This window comes from Microtetraspora niveoalba (genome assembly GCF_001570405.1).
GTDB lineage: Bacteria > Actinomycetota > Actinomycetes > Streptosporangiales > Streptosporangiaceae > Microtetraspora > Microtetraspora niveoalba.
Map to the genome: position 1 here is coordinate 85,647 of NZ_BBYM01000034.1, position 17,512 is coordinate 103,158.

At 70.5% G+C, this 17,512-nt stretch carries 15 protein-coding genes, 1 rRNA gene and 1 riboswitch; of the genes, 9 read left to right on the plus strand and 7 right to left on the minus strand.

Features of this window, described 5'->3' with window-relative positions:
• The first annotated feature begins 1 nt into the window (after position 1).
• The 3 genes from AWQ70_RS29485 to AWQ70_RS29495 all read left to right on the plus strand — a co-directional run bounded on the left by AWQ70_RS29485 (position 2) and on the right by AWQ70_RS29495 (position 3,057).
• Complete coding sequence (locus tag AWQ70_RS29485; protein WP_067183108.1) at positions 2–1,372, plus strand: dihydrolipoamide acetyltransferase family protein; 1,371 nt, start codon at positions 2–4, stop codon at positions 1,370–1,372.
• A gap of 270 nt (positions 1,373–1,642) precedes the next feature.
• Entirely contained in the window at positions 1,643–2,662 is a 1,020-nt protein-coding gene (locus tag AWQ70_RS29490) for a TIGR04500 family putative peptide maturation system protein (RefSeq protein WP_067183109.1), read from the plus strand.
• Between the two features lie 101 nt (positions 2,663–2,763).
• Positions 2,764–3,057 (plus strand): Dabb family protein, encoded by a 294-nt coding sequence (locus AWQ70_RS29495; RefSeq protein WP_067183112.1) that lies wholly within the window; start codon positions 2,764–2,766, stop codon positions 3,055–3,057.
• Positions 3,058–3,141: 84 nt separating this feature from the next.
• On the opposite strand, the gene AWQ70_RS29500 is transcribed toward AWQ70_RS29495, so the two are convergent.
• On the minus strand, positions 3,142–3,366 hold the full coding sequence (locus AWQ70_RS29500) for a hypothetical protein (protein WP_067183114.1): 225 nt from the start codon (positions 3,364–3,366) through the stop codon (positions 3,142–3,144).
• A 145-nt stretch (positions 3,367–3,511) separates the two neighbouring features.
• Positions 3,512–5,347: an acyl-CoA dehydrogenase gene (locus AWQ70_RS29505; protein ID WP_067183117.1), complete on the minus strand. Its 1,836-nt coding sequence runs from the start codon at positions 5,345–5,347 to the stop codon at positions 3,512–3,514.
• A gap of 413 nt (positions 5,348–5,760) precedes the next feature.
• Between AWQ70_RS29505 and AWQ70_RS29510 the strand changes: the two genes are divergently transcribed.
• From AWQ70_RS29510 to AWQ70_RS29520, 3 genes are all read left to right on the plus strand, one after another.
• The gene (locus AWQ70_RS29510; RefSeq protein ID WP_067183119.1) at positions 5,761–6,561 is read left to right on the plus strand and encodes a class I SAM-dependent methyltransferase; all 801 of its coding nucleotides are present in this window, start codon (positions 5,761–5,763) and stop codon (positions 6,559–6,561) included.
• Between the two features lie 37 nt (positions 6,562–6,598).
• Positions 6,599–6,663, plus strand: a riboswitch (guanidine-III (ykkC-III) riboswitch).
• A gap of 41 nt (positions 6,664–6,704) precedes the next feature.
• Positions 6,705–7,031: a DMT family transporter gene (locus tag AWQ70_RS29515; protein ID WP_067183122.1), complete on the plus strand. Its 327-nt coding sequence runs from the start codon at positions 6,705–6,707 to the stop codon at positions 7,029–7,031.
• 293 nt (positions 7,032–7,324) lie between these two features.
• Positions 7,325–7,702 (plus strand): VOC family protein, encoded by a 378-nt coding sequence (locus AWQ70_RS29520; protein WP_067183125.1) that lies wholly within the window; start codon positions 7,325–7,327, stop codon positions 7,700–7,702.
• Between the two features lie 21 nt (positions 7,703–7,723).
• On the opposite strand, the gene AWQ70_RS29525 is transcribed toward AWQ70_RS29520, so the two are convergent.
• Positions 7,724–8,176, minus strand: coding sequence for a hypothetical protein (locus tag AWQ70_RS29525; RefSeq protein WP_067183128.1), 453 nt, complete (start codon positions 8,174–8,176; stop codon positions 7,724–7,726).
• A gap of 127 nt (positions 8,177–8,303) precedes the next feature.
• Here AWQ70_RS29525 and AWQ70_RS29530 point away from each other — a divergent pair, with 127 nt between their 5' ends.
• Positions 8,304–8,750, plus strand: a complete 447-nt coding sequence (locus AWQ70_RS29530) for a GNAT family N-acetyltransferase (protein ID WP_067183130.1) — start codon at positions 8,304–8,306, stop codon at positions 8,748–8,750.
• Between the two features lie 30 nt (positions 8,751–8,780).
• Here the strand turns inward: AWQ70_RS29530 and AWQ70_RS29535 are convergent, their stop codons facing one another.
• Both AWQ70_RS29535 and AWQ70_RS29540 read right to left on the minus strand, forming a co-directional pair.
• Entirely contained in the window at positions 8,781–10,802 is a 2,022-nt protein-coding gene (locus AWQ70_RS29535) for a molybdopterin-containing oxidoreductase family protein (protein WP_067183133.1), read from the minus strand.
• Positions 10,803–10,812: 10 nt separating this feature from the next.
• Entirely contained in the window at positions 10,813–11,259 is a 447-nt protein-coding gene (locus AWQ70_RS29540) for an RpiB/LacA/LacB family sugar-phosphate isomerase (RefSeq protein WP_067183178.1), read from the minus strand.
• Positions 11,260–11,308: 49 nt separating this feature from the next.
• Between AWQ70_RS29540 and AWQ70_RS29545 the strand changes: the two genes are divergently transcribed.
• Complete coding sequence (locus AWQ70_RS29545) at positions 11,309–13,714, plus strand: lysylphosphatidylglycerol synthase transmembrane domain-containing protein (protein ID WP_245647204.1); 2,406 nt, start codon at positions 11,309–11,311, stop codon at positions 13,712–13,714.
• Between the two features lie 21 nt (positions 13,715–13,735).
• Here the strand turns inward: AWQ70_RS29545 and mgrA are convergent, their stop codons facing one another.
• Both mgrA and AWQ70_RS29555 read right to left on the minus strand, forming a co-directional pair.
• Positions 13,736–14,761: an L-glyceraldehyde 3-phosphate reductase gene (gene mgrA / locus AWQ70_RS29550; RefSeq protein ID WP_067183139.1), complete on the minus strand. Its 1,026-nt coding sequence runs from the start codon at positions 14,759–14,761 to the stop codon at positions 13,736–13,738.
• A complete protein-coding gene (locus AWQ70_RS29555; protein ID WP_067183141.1) occupies positions 14,758–16,815 on the minus strand; it encodes a S9 family peptidase in 2,058 nt (685 codons plus the stop codon). The genes mgrA and AWQ70_RS29555 overlap by 4 nt, the downstream gene beginning before the upstream one ends.
• 625 nt (positions 16,816–17,440) lie before the next feature.
• Between AWQ70_RS29555 and AWQ70_RS29560 the strand changes: the two genes are divergently transcribed.
• Positions 17,441–17,512: ribosomal RNA gene (locus AWQ70_RS29560) — 16S ribosomal RNA — on the plus strand; the annotation flags it as partial.

Below are 17,512 nucleotides of genomic sequence, written 5' to 3' on the forward strand. Positions count from 1 at the left end.
CATGTTGCGTGAGTTCAGGCTTCCCGACGTGGGCGAGGGGCTGACCGAGGCCGAGATCGTCAAGTGGCACGTCGCGGCCGGGGACACCGTCAAGATCAACCAGACGATCGTCGAGATCGAGACCGCCAAGGCCGTGGTGGAGCTGCCGTCCCCGTACGAGGGCACGGTGTCCGCGCTGCTGGTCGACGAGGGGCGGACCGTCGAGGTCGGCACCCCCATCATCTCGGTGGACGTCGTCCCGGAGGACGGCACCGAGGCGGGGGAGGCGATCCCGCCCGCCGAGGGCGCGGTCGAGCCGGGCATGGTCGGCGGGCCCGCGCCGAAGCCGGAGCGCCAGCCGGTGCTGGTCGGGTACGGCGTCAAGCCCGGCACGACGACCCGCCGTCAGCGCAAGCAGCCCGCGGCGCCGTCCGCGACCCCTGCCACCCCCGCCCCGGCCCCCGCACCCGCGACCGTCGCCGTGCCGCCGCAGGTCCAGGCTCCCGCCGTCCCCCGGCAGGGCGGCCGGATCTCGGTGCTCGCCAAGCCTCCGGTACGCAAGCTGGCCAAGGACCTCGGGGTGGACCTGTCCACCCTGGTCGGCACCGGCCCCCAGGGGTCGATCACCCGCGACGACGTCCAGGCCGCGGTCGCCGCGCCCGCGGCCGCGCCGTACCGGGCGGGAGACGTACCGGCGGGCGGGGAGGAGCGCATCCCCGTCAAGGGGGTGCGCAAGGCGACCGCGCAGGCCATGGTGGCCAGCGCGTTCACCGCCCCGCACGTCACCGAGTGGCTCCAGGTCGACGTCACCGAGACGATGGAGGCGGTCCGCCGGCTGCGCGAGCTGCCCGACTTCGCCGGGGTGAAGGTCTCGCCCCTGCTCCTGGTGGCCAAGGCCCTGATCACGGCGGTCAGGCGGCACCCGATGGCGAACGCCGCGTGGACCGACGAGGAGATCATCGTCAAGCGGTACGTGAACCTCGGCATCGCCGCGGCCACCGACCGCGGGCTGATCGTCCCCAAGATCAAGGACGCGCACGCGATGTCGCTGCCCGAGCTGGCCCGGGCGCTGACCGAGCTGACCGAGCGGGCACGCGCCGGGAAGTGCTCGCCCGCGGAGCTGACCGGCGGCACGATCACGATCACCAACGTCGGCGTGTTCGGGGTGGACGCGGGCACCCCGATCATCAACCCGGGTGAGGCGGCCATCCTCGCGGTCGGCCAGATCCGGGACATGCCGTGGGTGGTGGACGGGCAGCTCGCCGTCCGCAAGGTCACCACGCTGGCGCTGTCGTTCGACCACCGGGTGATCGACGGCGAGCAGGGCTCGTACGTGCTCCGCGACGTGGGCGCCATGCTGGAGGACCCGCTGCGCATGCTCGCCTGGTCCTGACACCGCGCCGGCCGTGACCCCACGGCCGGCGGCCGGACACGTGAGGGGGCGGTCCCGATCCGCGGGGCCGCCCCCAAGTCGTCTCCAAGATCGAAACCAGTCGCTCCCAAGGAAGGCGGCCTAGCGTTCTCCGCAGGCGCCCGGAGGGACGGGATCGGTGCGGATCGGGTCCCCTTCGCCGGGCGCCCCCACGGACCCGCGCGGCGAGGCCATCACCAGCCCCCTTTGGACGGCCTCGTCGCGCGGCCCCGGCTCATCCGAGGAGAGAGCGTGAGCAGCCCCCCATCCCTGAAGCTGGGAGTCGGCGTCGACGACTTCGCTCGCCTCCTCTTCGAAGGCGTGGAGCTGCTGCGCGGGCTGCGCCGCCGCCGCTCCGCCGTACAGGAGGCCCGGGACGCGGTCGCCGGGTGGGCCGCCCGGCACCCGGCGGCACGGGCCCAGCTCGTCGTGGACGTACGCCCCGGGACGCCGGTGGTGGACTACGACCTCCTGGTGAGCCACCCGCGCGGCGGCACGGTCGCGCTCAGCGCCCCCGCGGACGACGGCGTCCCGTGGCCGGCCGACCACTCCACCCATTGGGCGGCCGGTTACCTGCTCACCGTCGATCGGGTGCACGTGCCAGTCGCCGAGGTGCTGGCCATGACGCGCACGATGGCCCGCCGGGACACCACGGTCCACGACGAGATCGTCGAGCAGTGCCTCGTCCACAACGAGGTGATCGCCGACGACGAGCCGGTGGACGACGACGAGCTCCGGATGGCCGCCGAGGAGATCAGGGCCGCATGGGGGCTGCACGACCGGGCTGCCACGCTCTCCTGGCTGGTCGAGATGGGGATGTCCGGGCCGCAGTTCGAGTCGTTCATCGCCGGGGTCGCCCGGCGGCGGCGGTTCCGGTGCCGCAAGGAGGCCGAGCTGGCCCCCGCCTATCTCACCGCCCACCGCGCCGACTTCGACCTGGTGCGCGCGATCTGGGCGACCGCTCCCCGGCCGGTGGACGGCGCGTCGCTGCTCGGTCTCACCGGTCCGGGAGGTCTGCTCGGATGGGACGAGGCGCAGGTGACCGTGGGCGTGCGCCGGGCCGGGGCGCTGCCCGAGCCGCTGCGCGACGCGCCGGTGCGCACGATGATCGGCCCGGTACGCCACGGAGACGGCTACCTGACCGGTGTGGTCCTCGAGCGCACCCCGGCCGGGGACGACCCGACCACCCTGGCCGAAGCGGGCAGGGCCGCCTTCGCCGACTGGCTGGCCATGCGGAGGAGGGCGGCGTCGATCGAGTGGCACTGGCTGTGAGGCCCGTGACCGCGGACGGCCCTCGGGCCGACGGGGGCGCCGGGCGGGAAGCGGCGGAGGTCTAGGCTTCCTTTCGCACGCACACCGCGAAGGGGAGGACCATGATCCGGCACGTCGCGCTGTTCACCTGGACCGAGGACGCCACCGGCGAGCAGAAGGCGGAGGCGGCCGCCCGGCTGAACACCCTGCCCGGGATCATCCCGCAGATCAGAAGCTACGCCGTCGGCGCGGACGCGGGCCTCAACCCCGGCAACCACGAATTCGCCGTGGTCGCGGACTTCGACTCGGTCGAGGACTACCTGGCCTACCGGGACCACCCGGTGCACCAGGCGATCCTCGCCGAGCACATCAAGCCGATCCTCGCGTCCCGGGCCGCCGTCCAGTACGCCGTCTGAGCCGGCGGCGCGCTCGCGGGGTCGCGTCCCGGAGTCAGGGCTCGGGCGCCCGCGGACCGCTCGCGGCGAGCGGGTGTCCCGGGTTCAGGGCTTGGGCGGGTGGTTCTCGTGCTCCATCAGGTGGCTCTCGGACGTGGCGCCCCGACGGGATCCGAGAACGACGCTGAGGAGCAGCCCCACGCCTCCGACGACCATGAAGATCACGCCGATCACATCGATGTGCACGGCTTTTCCGAGCACATCGGGGTCGATGGCGAACTTCAGGATCGCCCCGAGCGTGAGGAAGAAGAGGCTGACCCCGATGCCCATCGCAGACCTCCGGACGGTAAACGACGCGTATGCCATCCGTCATACCCGGCTCCGGGTGATCTCACCAGCGTCCGCGAACCTCGGCCCGGATCCGGTCCCGGTGCGGCCGGGGTGGGTCATCGGGACGAGGTTCGCGGGACGGGCGCTAGAAGGCCTCCTCCGGAAGGTCCATGAGGTCCTGGGAGGTGGCGTCGAGCACGCGGCGCTCGGCGGCGACGCGGGGCAGGACGGTCTGCGCGAAGAATGTCGCGGCGGCCACCTTGCCGGTGTAGAAGGCGGTGTCCGCCTGGGCCGTCCCCTCCGGAGCGCCGAGGGCCGCGAGGGCGACCTCCGCCTGGCGGAGCAGGAGCCAGGCCAGCACCAGGTCGCCCAGCGCCATCAGGAAGCGGGTGCTGTTGAGCCCGACCTTGTAGACCTCCTGCGGCGCCTCCAGCGAGGCGATGGCCCAGCCCGCCATCGTGTCCGCCATGGCCTTGACCTCGGCCGCGGCCTCGCCGAGCAGCGTCCGCTCGCCCTTCAGCCGTCCGTTGCCCGCCTCGGAGGTCGCGAACGCGGCGATCTCCCCGAGCAGCGAGCCGAGCGCGGCGCCCTGGTTCTTGAGCACCTTGCGGAAGAACAGGTCCTGGCCCTGGATGGCCGTCGTGCCCTCGTACAGCGAGTCGATCTTCGAGTCGCGGATGTACTGCTCGATCGGGTAGTCCTGCAGGAACCCGGAGCCGCCCAGGGTCTGGAGCGACCGGGCCAGCAGCTCGTACGAGCGCTCGGAGCCGACGCCCTTGACGATGGGCAGCAGCAGGTCGTTCATCGCCTCGGAGTCGGTGTCCTTGCGGCCCTCGGCCTCCGCGATCTGGATGGCGTCCTGGAAGGTGGCCGTGTAGATCACCAGCGCGCGCATGGCCTCGGCGTACGCCTTCTGGAGCATCAGCTCGCGACGCACGTCGGGGTGGTGCGTGATGGTGACGCGCGGGGCCTTCTTGTCGGCCGAGCGGGTCAGGTCGGCGCCCTGGACGCGGTTCTTCGCGTAGTCGAGCGCGTTCAGGTAGCCGGTGGAGAGCGTCGCGATGGCCTTGGTGCCGACCATCATCCGGGCGTGCTCGATCACCATGAACATCTGGCGGATGCCGTCGTGGACGTCGCCGACCAGGTAGCCGACGGCCGGGTGCTTCTCCCCGAAGGTGAGCTCGCAGGTCGTGGAGACCTTGAGGCCCATCTTCTTCTCGACGTTGGTGACGTAGGCGCCGTTGCGCTCGCGCAGCTCGCCGGTCTCCAGGTCGACCAGGTACTTGGGCACGAGGAACATCGACAGGCCCTTGGTGCCGGGACCGTGGCCCTCGGGGCGGGCCAGCACGAGGTGGAAGATGTTCTCCGCCATGTCGTGCTCGGCGCTGGTGATGAAGCGCTTGACGCCCTCGATGTGCCAGGTGCCGTCCTCCTGCCGTACGGCCTTGGCCCGGCCGGCCCCCACGTCGGAACCGGCGTCCGGCTCGGTCAGGACCATCGTCGAGCCCCAGTTGCGCTCGACGGCCAGCTCGGCGAACCGCTTCTGGTCCTCGGTGCCCAGCTCGAACAGCAGCCGGGCGAACGCGGGGCCGCTGCCGAACATCCAGACGGCGGGGTTGGCGCCGAGCACCAGCTCGGCGACCGACCACACGAGGCTGCGCGGGGCGGGGGTGCCGCCGAGTTCGGGCTGCAGCTCCATCCGCCACCACTCGGCGTCCACCCACGCCTGGTACGACTTCTTGAAGCTCTCGGGCATGGTGACGGTGTGCGTCGCCGGGTCGAACACGGGCGGGTGCCGGTCGGCGTCCTCGAAGGACTCGGCGATGGGGCCGGTGGCCAGCCGGTTCACCTCGTCCAGGATGCTGCGAGCGGTGTCCTCGTCGATGTCCTGGAACGGGCCGCCGCCGAGGATCTCCCCGCGTCCGAACATCTCGAACAGGTTGAACTCCAGATCGCGGATGTTGCTCTTGTAGTGGCCCATCTCGTGCGCTCCTCGAAACCAAGGCAGTCAGGGGTTACGTACCGGTCAGTAACTCTAAAGGAATGCTACCCGCCGGTAACCGGCAATATGCAAGCAATGTGGTGGTATGTCGCACAGCCCCTACGCCCCTGCCGAACCCGCCGACCACCACGGCCCCGAACCATCCGCCAAGCCCCATTGATCGTTACGGCGGCCAACCCATCCCGCGAGGGGCGCGGCGGTGTCTGGACCGAGGAACGCCCGCAGCGACGAAGGAGCGAGGAGCGTGACGAAGGCAAACCCGACAACAGGAACGAGCGGGCGAGGTACGAGTCCCGAGTGACGAGGGAAGACACTGCCTTAAGGCGCCCCGAGCCCGCGCGAGCGAAGCGAGCGCCATAAACGCAGACCCCTGGTAAGTACTGTGGGGAGCTGTGAGCCTTGACGAGCGAGCGGCGCGGTGGCGGGCGGACCTGGAGTCCTGGGCGATTCCGGACGAGATCCTGGCGAGCGCGCCGGCGAACCCGTGGACGCATCGTGTCGCCCGTCTGGCGCGAAGGACCGACGTCCTCCTCGCGTCGCCGCAGGGCCCGACGTACGGGCGGGCGCGTGAGGCATTGCCCGACGGCGGTTCCGTGCTCGACGTCGGCGCGGGCACCGGCGCGGCGAGCCTCCCGCTGCGTCCGCCGACGCTGGTCGCGGTGGACGAGAACCGCGCCATGCTGGAGGAACTGGCCCGGCGCGGCCGTGAGAGCGGATGCGGCACCATCCGGCTGGTCGAGGGGCGCTGGCCGGACGCGGCGGACCGCACGCCGGTCGCCGACGTGGTCGTATGCGCGCATGTGGTCTTCAACGTGCCCGACCTCGTGCCGTTCCTGGCCGCGCTCGACGGGCACGCGCGGCGCAGGGTGGTGCTGGAGCTTCCGCTGGTCCACCCGACATCGTGGCTGAACCCGTTCTGGGTCCGCTTTCATGGCCTGACCAGGCCCGATCGGCCGACCTCTGACGATGTGCTGGCGATCGCCCGCGAGATGGGGTTCGCCGCGGAGTGCGAGGAGCACGTCGCGCCGGACGCGCCCTTCGAGTCGGTCGAGGAGATGGCGTCCAGCGCCTGCCTCCGGTTGTGCCTCGACCCCGCCCGGGCTCCGGAGGTGGCGCGGGCCGCCGAGGAGATGGGCGTGTGGCCGTTCCCGCCGCGGAAGTTCGTCACCATCTGGTGGGATAGCACCGAATAAATAGAGATGTGTTACGTTCTCCAGTGATGGGCGTTGCGGTGTTCCACCGCGTGGCCATCCCGGACGAGACGCGCCGTACCCGGAAAGCGAAGACGACGCACTCCCTGTCACCAGGAAGTCCAGTCTCGTACCAAGGGGGAGCCATGGCCTGGGTCCTGCTCGTCGTCGCCGGCCTGTTCGAAGTCGCGATGGCCTACTCGCTCAAGATGAGCGACGGTTTCTCGCACCTGTGGTGGTCTGTCGGGTTCTTCGTCTTCTCTGTGCTCAGCTTCGGGCTGCTGTCGCTCGCGCTCAAGAACCTCGAGGTCGGTACGGCCTACGCCGTGTGGACCGGCATCGGCGCGGTCGGCACCGCCATCCTCGGCATCGCCCTGCTGGGGGACAACGCGTCGCTGCTCAAGATCGTGTCGATCGTGTTCATCATCCTCGGCGTCGTCGGCCTCAACCTGGCCGGGGGCGCCGCCCACTGATCGCCGGCCCCTGGCAGCCGGTCGGCACCCCCTCGACCGTCAACATCACGCCGTGGCCCGTGCAGTCCGCCTTCGTGGACACGCGAGGCTAGCCGCTCGTCACGCGACCCGGGCCTGGTGATCCACCGCTCCCATAAGGGGAGGAGACCTGGCTGGGCTCCGACCACCCGCGGACGTCGTCGACGGGCAGGGCGAGAACCGGTTCGCGGCGGCCCGCCGGCCCCGCGAACTCCGCCCATCGCCGACGAGTAACCGGCTTGACAGTTTTGCCGGTGTTTCGATTGGGTGGGGTCATGATTGAGATCCACATGATGACCGTCGACTGCGCCCGGCCGTACGAGCTGGCCCAGTGGTGGAGCACCGCCCTCGGCTGGCCGCTGGTCGACTCCGAGCCCGATGACGACGAGGTCATGATCGGCCGGCCCGACGGACCGCCGCACCTGTACTTCATCAAGGTTCCCGAGGGGAAGACGATCAAGAACCGGCTGCACTTCGACGTCACCGGCGTCGAGGGGGCCACCCGCGACCAGGAGGTCGAACGTCTCGTCGGCCTGGGCGCCAAGCCGTACGAGGACCATCGCAACCCGGACGGCACCGGCTGGGTCACGCTGCTCGACCCCGAGGGCAACGAGTTCTGCGTCTGCCGCAGCGAGGCCGAGCGCAACGCCTGAGAGAGCGCGGTACGGGCGGCCTCAGCCTCTGCCTTCCGCGCGGCCGCGCATCGTCAGGGCGAGCAGGCCGGTGACGAGGTAGACGAACGCGCCGCCCCACAGGGCGTCCCAGGCAGCGCCGAAGACGCCCTCCCGGTCGATGACGAGCTGCACCGGGTACATCAGCACCGCCGCGCCGACGCCCGGGTAGAGCGCGAAGCGCCAGGGGTGGCGCAGCGACCACCGCCGCGCCTGCTGCGTGACCCGATCGCCCTGGTCCGGCTTCGAGATCGCGCCGATGCCGGCCACCAGTGTGAACACGCTGATGCCCAGGCACAGGGCCCAGGTCAGGTCGGCCGGACCAGGCAGGATCCAGCCCATCAGGAAGCTGGTCGCGGCGACCACTCCGCCCGAGACGGCGGCGGTCTTCCACGGCGCGCCGCGCAGAGCCGCTCCGGCGAGGGACATCTCGTCACGTCGAGTCAGTTCGTTCATAGCTCAAGGCTGCAACCCGGCACGCTCCCGCGGCATCGGGGACACCCCTGAGCGCACCCTGAGCCGCCCCTCTGCCCCCACCCCACCAGGTCCCCGGCCGTCCCGCCCCGCCGTTAGGCTCGGCGGCATGTCCGTTTCGTTCCGTACGGCCCGGCGCGACGACGTCCCGGCCATCCTGGCGATGCTCGACGACGACCCCATCGCGGCGGCCCGCGAGCCGGTCGAGGGGATCGACATCATGGCCGCTTTCGATGCGATCGACGCCGACCCCCGCAACGAGCTGATCGTGGCCGAGGAGGACGGGCAGGTGATCGGGACGTTCCAGCTCACCTTCATCCCGGGGCTGTCCCGGCGCGGGGCCGAGCGCGCCCAGATCGAGGCGGTCCGGGTGGCCCTGCCGTACCGGAACCGGGGGATCGGGCGCCGCATGATGGGCTGGGCCGTCGAACGGGCCCGCGAGCGCGGCTGCCGCCTCGTCCAGCTCACCACCGACAAGGCGCGCCACGACGCGCACCGCTTCTACGCGTCGCTCGGCTTCACCCCCACCCACGAGGGCTTCAAGCTCCGCCTCTGACTCGCGGGCCGGGCCGCGCGGGTGGGGCCGCTACGCCTTCGGCGCGGGGGCGATGTCGACGAGGTTGTCGTGATAGACCGCGCCGCGGCCCATGTCGGCGTCGCGCTCGTCCACCACGGCGTTCGGGTTCGACCCGCCGGGGCTGAGCTTGGGCCAGTGCCCCTTCGGCGCCGCGGCCACGCCCGGCCGCACCCGGTCGGTGATCTCCGCGTACGCCGAGAACTCGCCGTTGTCGTTGAACACCCGGACGAGCTGGCCGTCGGAGATCCCGCGCGCGGCGGCGTCCTCGGGGTTGACCATGACCCGGGGCCCCTTCGACCGCCTGAGCAGCTCCGGGTTGTTGCTGAAGATCGTGTTGAGGAAGGTGTGCTGCGCCGGGGTGACCAGCGTCAGCCTGCCCGGCGCCGCCGTACGGGCGGTGAACGAGGGGACGTAGCCCGCCACCCGGGGCAGCCCGTCGGCCTCGGCCGACTCGGAGACGAACTCCAGCCGGCCCGACGGCGTCGGGAAGCCGTCCGCGAAGGGGACGAACGGGTCGGCGACCGGCAGCCGCGCCCACCCCTCCTTGCGCAGCCGCTCCAGGCCGATGCCGGGCGTCCCGGTGAGGAGCTGCTCGGCCAGCTCCAGGTCGGAGTCGTACAGCGAGGGCTCGGTCAGCCCCATGTGCCGGGCGAGCCGGCGGAAGGTCTCGGTGGTGGACGCGCACTCGCCTGCGGGCTCGACGGCGGGCTCGTTCCACACCACGTACATGTGGCCGTAGCCCGCGTGCAGGTCCATGTGCTCGGTCTGCATGGTCGCGGGCAGCACGATGTCGGCGTAGTCGACGGTGTCGGTGGGGAACTGCTCCATCACGACCGTGAAGAGGTCCTCGCGCCGCATCGCCTCGCGTACGCGGTTCTGGTCGGAGGTCGAGCCGAGCGGGTTCGCGGCGTAGACCCACAGGCACTTCACCGACTCGTCCAGGCCGTCGGCGAGCCGGGTCATCGTCAACGTGCGGACCGGCTCGGTCAGCAGGTCGTCGCGCGGATCCACGTGCAGCGGGAAGTGCGCGGACGTGGAGTAGGACACACCGCCGCCCGGGTGCCGCCAGTCGCCCGTCACCCCGGGGATGCACGAGATGACGCGCATCGCCGCGCCGCCGCCCTCGTGCCGCTGGACGCCCATCGTCGCGCGGATCGCGGTGGGCCGGGTGCGCGCGAGCCGTACACCGAGGGCGCGGATGTCCGCCTCGGGCAGCCCGGTGATCTCGGCCACCCTGCTCGGGGGATATTTCAGGATCTCGGCTTTGAACTCGTCCCAGCCGAGGGTGTGGTTCTCCAGATACTCGCGGTCCTCGGCGCCCTCCTCCAGGACCACGTTCAGCAGACCGAGGGCGAGCGCGCCGTCCGTCCCCGGCCGGATCGGCAGGTGCTCGTCCGCCTGCTCCGCGGTGCGGGTCCTGATCGGGTCGATCGCCACGACGTGCGCGCCGTTCGCCCGCGCGTCCTGGACGAACTTCCACATGTGGTGCCCGCTGGTCAGCGTGTTCGTCCCCCACAGGAGGATCAGCCCGGAGAGCGCGAACGTCTCGGGATCCATGCCTCCGGCGGTGCCGTTGACGTACTTGACGCCCAGGTTGCCCGCGCGCGAGCAGATGTTCAGGTCGTGATAGGACGCGCCGAGCGCGTTCCAGAACCGCCGCCCGGCCAGGCCGCTCTCGCCCTGGATGTATCCCAGCGTCCCGGTGCCCTGGTACGGCCAGATGGCCTCCCCGCCGTGCTCCGCGATGATGCCGGTCAGCCGGTCGGCGATCGTGGTGAGGGCCTCGTCCCAGCCGATCCGCTCGAACCGCCCGGAGCCCTTCGGCCCGACCCGCTTCAGCGGGTGGAGGATGCGGTCGGCCGCCCGCGTGTGCTCCAGATAGCGGTTGACCTTCACACAGAGCGCTCCCCGGGTGAACGGATGGTCCCGGTTGCCCCGCAACGTGACCGCCTCGCCGTCCCTGACCGTCACCTCCCACGAGCATGTGTCGGGACAGTCCAGCGGGCAGGCACCCAGAACGCGCAACTCCATGACGCCAACTTTACGAGGCGCCCTCAAGATCGCCCAGCAGGGCGATGTTCGCCCGGTCGTCCTCGGCGGTGCTCGGCTCGGTGGCGAACCACGCGTCGAGGATCTCGGTCAGCATCTGCCGGGAGGTCAGGCGGAGGCTGAGCGCGAGCACGTTCGCGTCGTTCCATGTCCGCGCGCCCGCGGCGGTCGCGGCATCCACACACAAAGCGGCGCGTACGCCCGGTACCTTGTTCGCGGCGATCGAGGCGCCGGTGCCGGTCCAGCAGCACACGATGCCCTGATCCGCACGGCCGGTGGCGACGTCACGCGCCGCCTCGGCACAGCACCAGGCCCAATCCGTCCGGCCACCGGGGGCCAATGCTCCATAGAGTGTGACTGAATGACCGCGCCGCTCCGCTTCGGACACGATATGTGACGCTATGCCGTCGAGGCTGTCCGAGGCGAGTGAAAGTCGCATGGCATCGATTGTGGACACTGAATGCGAAGATCGCACAGAATCGCTGGTGGTGAGGGGCATAAAGGAGAAGAACACGACGATGGAGACTCCTGATCCCGGAGTCGTCCTCGTCGTCGAGCCCCTGCTGCCACAGCGCATCCGCCGTCCCTCGGACGCCCTGCGCTTCCTGCTCACCCTGGTCGCGCTCGCCGCGGTGGTGCTGCTCGCCCTCGCGCTGCAGCGCACGCTCAACGGCCTGGAGACCGACGTCCACGCGGGCACCGGCCGCGCGCCCGACGTGCTGTCGTCCGCCGCCGGCCTGCTCGGCGGCATCTTCGTGCTGGTCGTCCCCGTGGCGTTCGCCGTCGAGCGGGTCTTCCACCGCGACGGGATGCGCGTCACCCAGGGGCTGATCGCCGCCATCCTCGCCCTGCTGATCTCGTACACGCTGGACGAGTGGCTGATCGGCTCCGGCGCCGAGGACCTCAAGCAGCTCCTCACCGGGGGCAGAGACGTCGAGCCGCTCAACACCGTGCTCACCCCCGCCATCGCGTACGCCACGGCGGTGCGGATGTTCCGCAGGCCGCGCTGGCGCGCCCTGATGGCGGCGGCGATCGTGCTCGACGTGTTCGCCCTGTTCACCGCGACCAAGGTGACCGCGCTCGGCGTGATGGTCACGTACATCGTGGGCCTCGCCGTCGGGTTCGGCACGCTGTACGGCCTCGGCAGCGCGAACACCCGGCCGCCGGGCAGCGCGGTGATCGCCGCGCTCAGGCGGCTCGGGTTCGCCCCGGTGAGCGGGCGGCGGATCGAGGACGACAGCTCCGGCAGCCGCCGCTACCTGGTCGGCCTCGCCGACCGCAGCAATCTCGACGTCACCGTCCTCGACCGCGACCGGCAGGTGGCAGGCATCGGCTACCGGCTGTGGCGGCGGGTGTGGCTGCACCCGGACACGCGGCGGCGGGCCATCCGCTCGCTGCGCGCCGAGCTGGAGCGCGAGGCCCTCATGGCGTACGCGGCGCAGGCGGCGGGCGCCAACCTGCCGCGCCTCCTCGCCACCAGCGAGGTCGGCACCGAGGCGGCGCTCCTCGCGTACGAGCACGTCGGCAGCCGTCCGCTGGAGGAGCTCGCCGACGACGAGATCGACGACGTCCTGCTCGCCCGGATCTGGGAGCAGGTGCGGCTGCTCCAGGCGCAGCGGCTCGCGCACCGGCACCTGACCGGCGAGAGCATCCACGTGGACGAGAAGGGACGGGTGCTCCTCGTCGACGCCCGAAGCGGCGAGATCGCCGCCGGCGACCTGCTGCTCCGCCTCGACCTCGCCCAGCTCCTCACCTATCTCGGCCTGCGCGTGGGACCGGAGCGTTCGGTCGCGTCGGCCGCCGCCGTGCTGGGCGCGGACACGCTCGCCGGGGCGCTGCCGCTGCTGCAGCAGATCGCGCTCACCCGGGGCACCCGCGCCGCCGCCCGCAAGCAGAAGGACCTCCTGCCCGCCCTGCGCGAGCAGATCGTCGCACTTAAGCCGCAGGTCGAGGTGGACGAGGTCCGGCTCGAACGGTTCCAGCCGAAGACCCTGGTGACGATCATCGCGAGCGCCATCGCCGCGTACATCCTGCTCTCCCAGATCAGCCAGGTGAACCTGTTCTCGGTGGTGACCACCGCAAACTGGGCCTGGGGCGGAGTGGCCCTGGTCTCCGCCGGGCTGAGCTATGTCGCCGCCGCGATCATGTTGCGCGGGTTCGTCCCCGAACATCTCCCGCTCGGGCCGACCGTGCTGGCGCAGTTCGCCGCGTCGTTCGTCAAGCTGGTCGCGCCCGCCGCGGTCGGCGGCGTCGCGATCAACACCAGATATCTGCAGAAACGGGGCATCCCGTCCGGGCCGGCGGTGGCGAGCGTGGGGGCGTCCCAGCTCATCGGCCTGGTGTTCCACCTCATGCTGCTGCTGTTCTTCGCGTACATCACGGGCACCCAGGCGGCGCCGTCGCTGACCCCGTCGCGCGGGCTGCTCATCGCGCTGCTCGCGGCCGCCGTGCTCTGCCTGATCGTGCTGGCCGTACGTCCGCTGCGCCGGTTCGTGACCGTACGGCTGCGCGCGATGTTCTCCGGGGTGGTGCCCCGGCTCCTCGACGTGCTGCAGTCACCGTCCAAGATCTTCGAGGCCGTCGGCGGGACGTTGCTGCTGACGATCACTTTCGTGGTCTGCCTCTGGACGTGTGTGCGGGCGTTCGGCGGCGACCTGAGCTTCGCCGCGATCGCCGTGGTGTTCCTCACGGCGAACGCGATCGGCTCGGCCGCCCCCACACCGGGTGGTCTGGGGGCGGTCGAGGCAGCACTCTCGGTGGGGCTGACGGTCGCCGGGATGGACAGGCCCGTCGCCCTGTCGGCCGTGTTGCTGTACCGGCTGATGACGTTCTGGCTGCCGGTCCTGCCCGGCTGGGCGTCCTTCGCCTGGCTTCAGCGCCGCAACGCCCTCTAGCAGTACCGACCGGCCGGGCGGTCAGCCGGCGCTGGAGGCGGCCCAGAGGTTGATGCCGGCCTCGACGGCGTCCTTGTCGATCGCGTCCAGCTCGTCCTGCGTGAAGTCGAGGCCCTTCACCGCGTCGAGGCTGTCGTCGAGCTGGGCGACGCTGCTCGCGCCGATCAGCACCGAGGTCACCCGCCGGTCGCGCAGCGCCCAGGCGAGGGCCATCTGCGCGAGCGACTGGCCGCGCCGCTTCGCGATCTCGTTCAGCGTGCGGATGTGCCGCAGCGCCTCGTCGGTGAGCAGAGCCGGGTCGAGCGACTTGCCCTGCGCGGCCCGCGAGTCCCCCGGGATGCCGCCCAGATAGCGGTCGGTCAACATGCCCTGCGCGAGCGGGGAGAACGCGATGCAGCCGACGCCCTCCTCCTCCAGGGTGTCGAGCAGACCGCCCTCGACCCACCGGTTGAGCATCGAGTACGACGGCTGGTGGATGAGCAGCGGCGTCCCCATCGACCGCAGGATCTCCGCGGCCTCCTTCGTCCGCTCCGGCGAGTACGACGAGATCCCCGCGTAGAGGGCCTTGCCGGAGCGCACGGCGTGGTCGAGCGCCCCCATCGTCTCCTCGAGCGGCGTCTCGGGGTCGAACCTGTGGCTGTAGAAGATGTCCACATAGTCCAGGCCCATCCGTGAGAGCGACTGGTCCAGGCTGGACAGCAGGTACTTGCGCGACCCCCACTCGCCGTACGGCCCGGGCCACATGTCGTAGCCCGCCTTCGTCGAGATCACCAGCTCGTCACGATATTTCGCGAAATCCTCGCGGAAGAGGCGGCCAAAGTTGATCTCGGCGGAGCCGTACGGCGGGCCGTAGTTGTTGGCGAGGTCGAAATGGGTCACGCCCCGGTCGAACGCCCGGCGCAGGATGGCGCGCTGGGTGTCGATCGGCTTGTCGTCGCCGAAGTTGTGCCAGAGCCCCAGCGAGATCGCCGGCAGCTTCAGCCCGCTCCGCCCGGTCCGGTTGTACGGCATGGGGCCGTAACGGTCGTCGGCAGCGATGTACGTCATTCGGTCACTCCAGCTCGGTCGAGGATCCAGGACAGCGCGAAGGCCTCTTCGCGCCAGGCGTCGTAGCGGCCGCTCCTGCCGCCGTGGCCCGCGCCCATCTCGGTCTTGAGCAGGAACGGCCCACCCTGGGCGACGGCACGCAGCCTGGCGATCCACTTGGCCGGCTCGTGGTAGAGCACGCGGGTGTCGTTCAGGCTGGTGATCGCCAGGATCGGCGGGTACGGCCTGCCGTCGATGTTCTCGTACGGGGAGTACGACTTCATATAGGCGTACACGTCCGGATCGTGGAGCGGGTCGCCCCACTCGTCCCATTCGATGACGGTCAGCGGCAGCGACGGGTCCAGGATCGTGTTCAGCGCGTCCACGAACGGCACCTCGGCGACGACGCCCGTGAACTCCTCCGGCGCGATGTTGGCGACCGCGCCCATGAGCAGCCCGCCCGCCGAACCGCCCCGCGCGATGATCCCGCTGGACCAGCCCGCGGCCCTGAGATGCCGGGCGCACGCCACGAAGTCGGTGAACGTGTTCTTCTTCCTGGTCAGCTTGCCGTCCTCGTACCAGCCGCGGCCCATCTCGCCGCCGCCCCTGACGTGGGCCACCGCGAAGACGAACCCCCGGTCGAGCAGCGACAGCCGGGCCACCGAGAAGTACGGGTCGATCGAGGTCTCGTAGCTGCCGTAGCCGTACAGGAGGGTGGGGGCCGGCCGCCCGGTGCCCTTCCTCATCACGATCGAGATCGGCACCCGCGTGCCGTCCTCGGCCGTCGCCCACTCACGGAACTGCTCGTAGTCCTCGGGGTCGTACCCGCCGAGCACGGCCCTCCGCTTGAGGAGGATCAGCTCGCGAGAGGCGAGGTCGTAGTCGTAGACCGACGGCGGGGTCACCATCGAGGTGTAGCCGAGCCGCAGCCGGGAGGTCTCGAACTCCGGGTTCCCCGACGGCGCGACGTCGTAGAGCGGCTCCGGGAACACGATCTCGTACGGCTCGCCGCCGTCACCCGGCAGGATCCTGATGCCGGTCAGCCCCTGCCGCCGGAAGTGCACGACGGTGTGGTCCTTGAAGGCGTCCACGTCGAGGAGCCGCGTGTCCTCGCGGTGCTCGACGAGCGGCGTCCAGGTGCCGGGGTCGTCCAGCGGCGCGGTGGCCAGCTCGAAGTTGCGCGCGCCGTCGTTGTGCAGGATCAGGAAGCGGTCGCCCGCATGGTCGAGGTCGTACTCGACGCCCGTGTGGCGCGGCCGTACGACGGCGAACTCGCCGGTCGGGTCGGCAGCGTCCAGCACGCGGACCTCGCTGGTGATCTTGCTGCCCGCGCTGAGGACGAGGTATCGCTGGCTGCGGGTCAGCCCGATGCCGATCCAGAACCGCTCGTCGTCCTCCTGGTAGACGAGGACGTCCTCGTTCGAGCCCAGCGTGTGGCGGTGGACGCGGTACGGACGCCACGCCTCGTCGATCGTCGTGTAGAAGAACGTCGAACCGTCCGCCGACCAGGTCCCGCCGTAGAAGATGCCGGGGATCTCGTCGGGAAGGAGCTCGCCGCTGCGCAGGTCCCGGAACCGGAGCGTGAAGCGCTCGTCTCCCGAGAAGTCCGTGGAGTACGCGAGCATCGTGCCGTCCGGGCTGACGGTGCTGGTGCCGAGCGCGAAGAAGGGGCTGTCGCCGGCCAGCTCGTTCCCGTCCAGGAGGATCTGCTCCCCGGGGAGGGGCTCGCCGGCCGTCAGCGCGGGCGGGTCGTCCCCGTCCGCCGCGACCCGGCAGTGGATGCCGTACTGCTTGCCTTCTTCGGTGCGCGAGTAGTACCACCAGGCGCCCTTGCGGGTCGGGACCGACAGGTCGGTCTCCTGGGTGCGACCCTTGATCTCCTGGAAGACCTTCTCCTGCAGATCTTTCAGGTGGCCGGTGGCCTCCTGCGTGTACGCGTTCTCCGCCTCCAGGTAGGAGATCGTGTCCGCGTCGTCCTTCTTGAACAGCCACGCGTATTCGTCGATCACGGTGTCCCCGTGATGTGTGCGGGTGGTGGGGACCTTCTTCGCCACAGGCGGCATTTCGCTGCTCACGGGCCGAGTCTATGGTCGGCCTCCGACGTGTCGAGGGGCCTTCCTTCTCCCGCGGCCCCTGCCCCACAGGCAGTACGGCGTGCCGCCTCATCGGGGCGGAGCGGCCGGGCCGTCCGTGATCGGTACTCGGGTACTCCGAAGGACTGCTAATCTTTTGCCGTCGGCAACGCCCGGCACAACCCCTCCCGATCACTTCGGCGATCAGGCGCGGGGACGTGCGGGACACGCCGACAACCCCTTGAAACACGCTGGTCCTGAAGACGCGTTCGCACGAACCTCTCCGGTCTGGTAAGTTGGAGGGGTTGCCCCGGAGACGGGGTGGCTGCGATTCCCTCAGGGTTGCGGGGTTCGGGTCAAGTGTTCCGAAACGGGACGGTTTGACACGGATCGGGCGACACGAGAGAATAGCGGTAAGTGAAGCGAATGTAACGCCCCGGAGCGGATGGCTCGGTTTCGAGTCTGAGGTGATGGTGGTCGCGTCCGTTTCTTGAGAACTCAACAGTGTGCTAAAAGCCAGTGCATGATGCACAACCCCGTCCTTGCCCGCACTCATTGCGGTGTGGGGGGATGGATTCCTTTGGTTGACATTCATGTGAATGTTGGCCAGGAAACAACTCGAAGACATTGTTTGGAGAGTTTGATCCTGGCTCAGGACGAACGCTGGCGGCGTGCTTAACACATGCAAGTCGAGCGGAAA